The sequence below is a fragment of the Sphaerisporangium sp. NPDC051017 genome (genome assembly GCF_040683095.1).
Taxonomy (GTDB): Bacteria; Actinomycetota; Actinomycetes; order Streptosporangiales; family Streptosporangiaceae; genus Sphaerisporangium.
Genome location: NZ_JBFBCI010000038.1, coordinates 81382 through 88446 on the forward strand (window position 1 = coordinate 81382; position 7065 = coordinate 88446).

Genomic DNA, 7065 nt, shown 5'->3' on the forward strand with positions numbered 1-7065 from the left:
GATCGGGCTTCCGGTCAGCTGTACGGCTGCCACCGGGCGGTCAGGTCGCGGGCCTTGTAGGTCCGCATGCGGTGCTCCCACTGGGCGCGGACGGACGGGTTGCTGCGCAGGATGGGCAGCACGCTGGTGACCAGCTTCAGCTCCCGCAGCCGGCGCAGCACGGGAAAGCCGTCCCACTCCATGACGTCCAGGCCGTAGTTCTTGGCCAACAGGGCGTGGTCGTCGCCGGGGTAGTCCAGGCGCAGACGGCCCACCGCCACGGGCGTCAGGTCCCATTCGCGCGGGCCGACGGTGGTGCTGTCGAAGTCGCACAGCACCGGTCCCCGGCGCCCGGCGATGAGGTTGCCGAGGAAGGCGTCGCCGTGGATGACCCCCGGCGGCAGCACGAACCGCAGCCCGGCCAGCGCCTCCTCGATCTCGTCGCACTCGCGCATGAGGAAGGCGTGGTCGGCGGCGTCGAGGTCCTCGGGCTCGGCGAGCCGCTGGCGGACCTCCTCCATCGGCGACCAGGACGGCAGCCCGCCGGGCGGGTGGGGCAGCCGGTGCAGGCGGCGCAGCAGCGCGGCGAGGTCTGCGCCGTCCGGGCGGGGGCCGGCGTCCGGGACATGCGCCCACAGGGTGACCACCTGGCCGTACAGCCGGATGGGCTGTTTGATGTCCGGCAGCAGCCGCACCGCCGGGAAGCCGTGGCCTTCGAGCCACCGGGCGACCCGCACGACGGTGTCCACGCGCTCGCGGGCGGCGGTGGACCCGGCCACGCGGACGACCACCGGGTCCTCGCGCAGCCGGAACACGGCGTTGTTGGTGAACTTGATCAGTTCGGCGCCGGTGGGGTCCAGCCCCGCGTCCGCGCACACGGCCGCCAGCAGCGACCGCAGGTTCTGGTGGGTGAGACCCTCGGACGGGTCGATCGTCGCGACGCTCATAGGGCACGCACGTCCACGATGCGCCGGCACAGGTCGCGTACCTCGGAGTCGCGCGACAGGTCCCGTGACGCGGTCTGCAGGGGCTCCAGGCGGTCGACGGTCCTGATCGACCTGATCTGCGTGACGAGCGTGACGGCCTCGTTGCCGTTGTCCACGCCGTTCTCGACGTCGCCGAGGAGCAACTGGGCGGTGGCCAGCGCTATCAGCTCGAAGACCTTACTTCGCGCGTAGGTCTCGCTGCGCTCGCGCACGCTGCCGGACAGCAGCTCGGCGGCCCGGACCAGGTGCCCGGCGTGGTCGCGGGCCAGCGCCGAGTGCATCATGCCGGCGGCGGCCTTCAGATCGGCCTCCCCGAAGAACCTGACCCAGCTCGGGGCGTTGAGGCGGTCGGCGCGGTTGAACTCGTCGTAGGCGCGTTCGAGCGACTTCAGCGCGAGCTTGCGGTCCCCGAGCAGGGCGTACGCCCAAGCCTCGTTCGCGCACAGCATGGCGACGGTGAGCTCGCAACTGGCGTCCTGGGCGCAGATCTGGCCGAGCTGGAAGAACCGCAGCGCGTCCTCGACGCGGCGCAGGTGCAGGTGGACCCGGCCCATGCGGTACAGGATGTTCGCCGCGAGCGAGGGGTCGCCCGCGTGCTTGGCCTGTTCCAGCGCCCGGGACAGGTGACGGCGCGCGTGGCCGTGCAGGCCGACGTCGAAGGACGTCCACCCGGCCAGGTTGTGCTGGTCGGCCAGGGCCAGGTGCAGCCGCCGCCCGACCTCCTCCGAGCAGGAGGCGCCGAGCAGGCGCTGCGACCAGGCGAGCTGCGCGACCACCGCGTCCCGGCAGACACCGCCGCCGTAGCGGTAGTCGAGCACGCGCAGGGCCTGGGTGACCGACTCCACCTGCTCGACCTCGGTCTCGCCGATCCGCACGGGGACCGGGGTGTCGATGCGGGCCAGCGGCAGAGCCCAGTCGTCCGTACGTGCCACCGCCGCGCCGATGGTGACCTGCGCGGCGTGCGCCAGCAGGCGGCGTACCTGCTCGTCCTCGTCCGCGTCGTCCTCCTCTCCGGGGGACGCCACGGCGACCACGCCGAGCGAGGAGTCGTCGTAGGCGAGCCCCATGTAGCCGCGCGGGATGGACAGGCCGTCCGCGATGCGTACCAGGACGTCGTAGGCCATCACCTGACGCCCGTTGAGGATCTCGCTGATTTCGGACTGTGACTGCCCGGTCAGTGCGGCGATCCGGCGCTGGGAGACGCCGACGCGCTGCAATAAGAGGTAGACAGTGGCTATGTCACGGCTTGCCAGGGCTTGCCGCATTTGTGGCCGTTCCCAGACGGCGAAGCTGATCGCCTGCTCGCTCGCATGAGTGACGTTCATGCCGACCTTTCGACAGTCAATTGAGCTGACCTCCCAATTAACCAGGTCGCGGAGGGTGCGGGAGGGGCGAATGAGAGGACCGATCGTGCGAGCTGATCGGTTCGGCCGATCGGGGTCAGATACGGGATGGGTATCGGTGGGACGGCTTACCACCGCGTGCAAGGTTCGCCCACCATCGGACGCATACCCCGGGGGGATCACCGCGCGCTTCCTCCGTCCGTCTCACACATCGAGATCACAGGGAGTGATCAGGTCATGCGCGCCGAGCAGTCCGTTCACAAGGAGGCTCTCCATCGCACCGGGGTCCTGGAGGACGAGCGGCGGGCCGGCGACGGCCTGCGGAACACCTGCCGCGACGCCTTCCGGGTCCTCGTGACGGCCCTGCGGCCGGGAACGGCCTCCCGCGCCGCGCGCCGGGCCGTCCGCGACACGCTGGCGTGCGCCGGCGTGGCCGAGGACGGGATCGGCGACGCCGAGATCATCGTCGCCGAGCTCGCGGCCAACTCGGAGAAGCACTCGCAGGGCCCCTACGAGCTGCGCATCCACTGCCTGAGCGGCATCCCGGTGTGGTGCGAGATGGTCGACGGCGGGCGCGAGATGGGTGAGATCCCGGACATCCTGGCCCGCCTGCACACGGCGCCGGCCGGGCCGGAGACCGGCCTCTCGTTCGCCGAGAACGGGCGCGGGCTGCTGCTGGCGCACAAGCTGTCCGACGGGCACTGCTACGCGTACCCGACCACGATGTCGTCGGGCGCGGGGGCCGGCAAGGCGGTCGCCTTCGCCCTGCCCGCGCCCGAGTGAGCCCCTCACCTCCCGGACGGGTGGCATTCGCCGGGATAGGCACAGGTAGAGCGGGTCGCGCCGGATAGGTCCGGGTGGTAGGACGCGTTCAGGTCCCCGACGCGGGAACTTCATACTGCGGTGGGACGGATGTCCGGATCGAGGGAGACGATCCGGAGTATGAGAGCCTCGCGCGCCTCCTGCCTCCTCGCCGCGGCCGCCCTCGCCGCCGCGGGCCTCCACGCCCCCGCTCCGGCCTCCGCCGCGTCCGCCGTGCCCACGAGGACGGTGCCCACGAGGACGGTGCCCGCGGTGCCGGCCGTGCCCTCCGCGCTCCTGTCCGCGCGTGCCAGGGCGGCGTGCGGCGCCCCTGACCTCGTCGTGGCCGCGCCGTACGACACGGCCGGCGGTCAGGCCCGGGCCGGCACGGTGACGCTCTACCGGAACGGCAGGAAGACCGCCGTGCTCTCCCAGGGCTCCGGCGGCCTGGGGGACGCGCCCGAGCGCGGCGACTCCTTCGGCTCGGCGGTCGTCACCGGGGACTTCGACGGCGACGGCTGCGCCGACCTCGCGATCGGGGCGTCGGAGGAGTTCGCGGGCACCCCGGTCCCCGACGGGGCCGACGGCAACGGCATCGTGCACCTGCTGCGCGGCACCGCGCGCGGCCTCGTCCCCGCGGGGACGCTGGACGTGACCCGCCTCGGCCGCACCCGCGACACCGACCGCTTCGGCGCGGCCCTGGTCGCGGCGGACCTCGACGGCGACGGCGACGACGAGCTGGCCGTCGGCATCCCCGGCCTCGACGAGGGCGGCGGCGTCGGCGTGTTCGGCCTGAACGGACGCGCGGTGCACGGCACGGGCACGCTCATCACCCAGGCCACGTCCTGGGTCGCCCAGGAGCACACCGAGACCGACCAGTTCGGCGCCGCCCTCGCCGCCGGGGACTTCGACGGGAACGGCCGGGCAGAACTGGCCATCGGCGCGCCCGGGGCGAACATCGGCACCACCTCCGGCGCGGGCGCGGTGACGATCGCCGACCTGCGGGCCCGGCAGGCGGGCGTCTACACCCAGAACAGCCCGGGCATGCCCGGCACGGCCGAGAAGTGGGACAACCTGGGCGCGGCGCTGGCCTCCGGCGACTTCAACCGAGACGGCCGCGACGACCTCGCCGTCGGCGTCCCCGGCGAGGGGCTGGACGACCTGCAGGACGGGCCGATGTACGGCAACGGGGCCGTCCACGTGCTGTACGGCACCCGGCGGGGGCTCACCGCGATCGGCAGCGAGTTCTGGACGCGCAAGACCAAGGGCATCAAGGGCAGGAGCCTGAACACCGACCGCCTCGGCTCCGCGCTGGCCGCGGGCGACCTCAACGGCGACGGCGACGCCGAGCTGGCCATCGGCCTGCCCGGCGCGGGCGAGGTGCTCGTCCTGGCCGGCACCCGCAGCGGCGGCCTCACCGCGAACCACCACGTCTTCGTCCACGGCCGGGCGAACCACCCGGGCGACCTGTTCGGCTCCTCGGTCGCCATCACCGGCTCCCGCCTGGTCGTCGGCTCCCCCGGCGCCGCCCGCGTCACCGTGATCCCCTCCTCGGTCCGCGTCGGCTCCTACACGGGCCTGCACACCGGGAGCGCCCGCACGCTGACCGGCGGCGACGCGAAGGGCCTCTTCGGCTTCGCCATCTCCTAGGGCCCCGTACAACGGCCTGCCGGACGGGAACGGGCCGCTCACCGCGAACGGTGAGCGGCCCGTGGCGTCGTCCCCGCCCTCAGGTCAGGGCGCGCTCCCCGGCGGGGACCGTGAAGGTGGCGGCGGTCCTGGCCGGGGCTCCCTTGCGGCTGATGTAGTCCAGGGTCCTGAAGTCCGCGGTGAGCGCCTCGGGGGTGGCGGTGCACATGATGTAACCGCGCCGCTCGTTGAGGAACTTCAGGGACGGGTTCTCGTCCAGCAGGGCTGCGTCGCGGGCCGCGTCGTGGTAGCCGTCGCCGTCGCTGGAGATCGAGGTGCTGACCAGCTCGACGCCGACCCTCTCGGCGTCGGGGTCCTCGAAGTCGGCCGTGAGGTCGGAGGCGGACGCCACGTGGGCGTCGCCGGTCAGCACGACCGGGTCGCCGGACGCCGCGGTGGCCAGGGTGCGCAGCAGGCGGTCCCGGTCGGCCGGGTAGCCGTCCCAGGCGTCGACGTTGAGCTCACGGCCCGGGCCGAGGTGGTAGTCGCGCTGTCCGACGACGACCTGCTGGGCGATCAGGTTCCACGTGGCCGGGGAGGCGCCGAGCCCGGAGGCGAGCCACTTCATCTGGTCCTCGCCCATCATGACCCGCTCCTGGCCGAGCCGCTCGTCGCAGCCCGACCGCATGCCGTCGCCGCACGGCTGGTCGTCGCGGAACTGACGGGTGTCGAGCAGGTGGAAGGTGGCCAGCGAGCCCCACGCGACCCGCCGGTTGATCTTCATGTGCCGGCCGCGCGCGACGGCCGAGGCCCGCAGCGGCATGTGCTCGTAGTACGCCTGGAACCCCGCCGCCTTGCGCGCCTCGAAGCCGGGCACCGGCGTGCCGGGGACGTCACCGGCCCAGTTGTTCTCGACCTCGTGGTCGTCGAAGATGACCATCCACGGGCTGCCCTGGTGGGCCAGTCGCAGGTCGGCGTCGGTCTTGTACTGGGCGTGCCGCACACGGTAGTCGGCCAGCGTCTGCAGCTTGCCGCCCACGTGACGGCGCACGTTGCCCTGCGCGGCCGTGTAGACGCCGCCGGAGTACTCGTAGATGTAGTCGCCGAGGTGGACCACCAGGTCGGGGTGCTGCTCGGCCATCCGGCGGTAGGCCGTGTAGTAGCCGTGCTCGTACTGGGCGCAGGACACCGCCGCGAAGGTGAACGACCCGATCGTGGTGGCCCGGTCCGGCGTGGTGCGGGTCCGGCCCACGGGCGAGAGGTGGCCGCCCGAGCGGAAGCGGTAGAAGTACTCGCGGCCGGGCCGCAGACCCTCGACCTCGACGTGCACGGCGTGCGCCGAGCCGGGACGCGCGGTCGCCGTGCCACTGCGCACGACCCGGCGGAAGCGCTCGTCGTCGGCGACCTGCCAGGTGACCTCCGCGTCGCGGGACGGCATGCCGCCGTGGCCGTCGGGGGCGAGCGGGTCGGGGGCCAGCCGCGTCCACAGCACGAAGCCGTCCGGGGCCGGGTCGCCGGAGGCGATGCCGAGCGTGAACGGGTCCGGCGCGAGGCGGCCGGGCCGTGTGGAGGCGGTCCACGAGGCGGCCTGACGCGTACCGGACGCGGCGGCGGACGCGGGCGTCAGAAGGCCACCGGCCCCCACCGCCGCGGCGATCAGGAATACTCTTCGTGACGGGTTCTGCTCCACACCCTAAGTGCAGACCCTACGCCCGACCTGCGGGCAAGTGTCCGATGTCGCTGACGTGAACACCTGCCGCACAGGCGGACGAGTTACCCACCGTGATTGAACGCCCGCCGACGCCGAGGCGACCACTTCCCGGATCCCGGGCGAAGTTTCCCTCGCGGGCGGGCGCCCGTCACGTCACTTTGCTGCGGCCCTTGCCGTACAGGCTGCTGGCGAGCAGGACTCCGATGATGGCGAGGACGATCTGCAGGAGCAACTCCAGCCAGTGGATGCCCCTCGACGGGACGACGCCGAGCGCGCCGGCGATCGCGGTGCCGATGAGCGCCGCGATGATACCGATCACGATCGTCAGCCAGATCGGGATGTTCTGCCGCCCTGGGATGAGAAGCCGCGCGATCGCACCGATCACCAGACCGATGATGATCGCGCTGAAGATACCGGTGATTGTCATGGGCCGCCTCCGTAGTTCCGGTCATCATCCATATGCCCAAAAGGGGGATGGCCGATACAGAGCCCATGGCCGAGCCTCCGGCACGGCGTGTTCGGGGCGCTCCTTTAGGCGGCGTTCTTCCGTCGTCACTCGGAAGGGGCTCGTTCCTCACCCCTTCCTCCCTCCTCCTCCAGAACACCGCCGCGCCCC

6 protein-coding genes are annotated in these 7065 nt (G+C 72.5%); 2 read left to right on the forward strand and 4 right to left on the reverse strand.

Translation table 11 applies throughout. From position 1 onward, the window contains the following. Positions 1 to 14 precede the first annotated feature (14 nt). On the reverse strand, positions 15 to 926 hold the full coding sequence (locus AB0M95_RS26530; protein ID WP_363769848.1) for an aminoglycoside phosphotransferase family protein: 912 nt from the start codon (positions 924 to 926) through the stop codon (positions 15 to 17). Then, complete coding sequence (locus AB0M95_RS26535; protein WP_363769851.1) at positions 923 to 2290, reverse strand: helix-turn-helix transcriptional regulator; 1368 nt, start codon at positions 2288 to 2290, stop codon at positions 923 to 925. Before AB0M95_RS26535 ends, AB0M95_RS26530 begins: the two co-directional genes overlap by 4 nt. A 255-nt stretch (positions 2291 to 2545) precedes the next feature. Here AB0M95_RS26535 and AB0M95_RS26540 point away from each other — a divergent pair, with 255 nt between their 5' ends. Together AB0M95_RS26540 and AB0M95_RS26545 are read left to right on the forward strand one after the other, a co-directional pair. Next, positions 2546 to 3091: an ATP-binding protein gene (locus tag AB0M95_RS26540; RefSeq protein ID WP_363769854.1), complete on the forward strand. Its 546-nt coding sequence runs from the start codon at positions 2546 to 2548 to the stop codon at positions 3089 to 3091. A 159-nt stretch (positions 3092 to 3250) separates the two neighbouring features. Beyond that, positions 3251 to 4759, forward strand: coding sequence for an FG-GAP repeat protein (locus AB0M95_RS26545; RefSeq protein WP_363769856.1), 1509 nt, complete (start codon positions 3251 to 3253; stop codon positions 4757 to 4759). 79 nt (positions 4760 to 4838) lie between these two features. On the opposite strand, the gene AB0M95_RS26550 is transcribed toward AB0M95_RS26545, so the two are convergent. After that, on the reverse strand, positions 4839 to 6428 hold the full coding sequence (locus AB0M95_RS26550; RefSeq protein ID WP_363769859.1) for an alkaline phosphatase D family protein: 1590 nt from the start codon (positions 6426 to 6428) through the stop codon (positions 4839 to 4841). 169 nt (positions 6429 to 6597) lie between these two features. Then, positions 6598 to 6876 (reverse strand): GlsB/YeaQ/YmgE family stress response membrane protein, encoded by a 279-nt coding sequence (locus tag AB0M95_RS26555; protein WP_363769862.1) that lies wholly within the window; start codon positions 6874 to 6876, stop codon positions 6598 to 6600. Between the last annotated feature and the right edge of the window lie 189 nt (positions 6877 to 7065).

Excerpts from the sequence above, each read along its gene's own strand:
- AB0M95_RS26555 (WP_363769862.1), bottom strand. The coding sequence starts at position 6,876 with ATGACAATCACCGGTATCTTCAGCGCGATCATCATCGGTCTGGTGATC.
- AB0M95_RS26545 (WP_363769856.1), top strand. The coding sequence starts at position 3,251 with ATGAGAGCCTCGCGCGCCTCCTGCCTCCTCGCCGCGGCCGCCCTCGCC.
- AB0M95_RS26530 (WP_363769848.1), bottom strand. The coding sequence starts at position 926 with ATGAGCGTCGCGACGATCGACCCGTCCGAGGGTCTCACCCACCAGAAC.
- AB0M95_RS26540 (WP_363769854.1), top strand. The coding sequence starts at position 2,546 with ATGCGCGCCGAGCAGTCCGTTCACAAGGAGGCTCTCCATCGCACCGGG.
- AB0M95_RS26535 (WP_363769851.1), bottom strand. The coding sequence starts at position 2,290 with ATGAACGTCACTCATGCGAGCGAGCAGGCGATCAGCTTCGCCGTCTGG.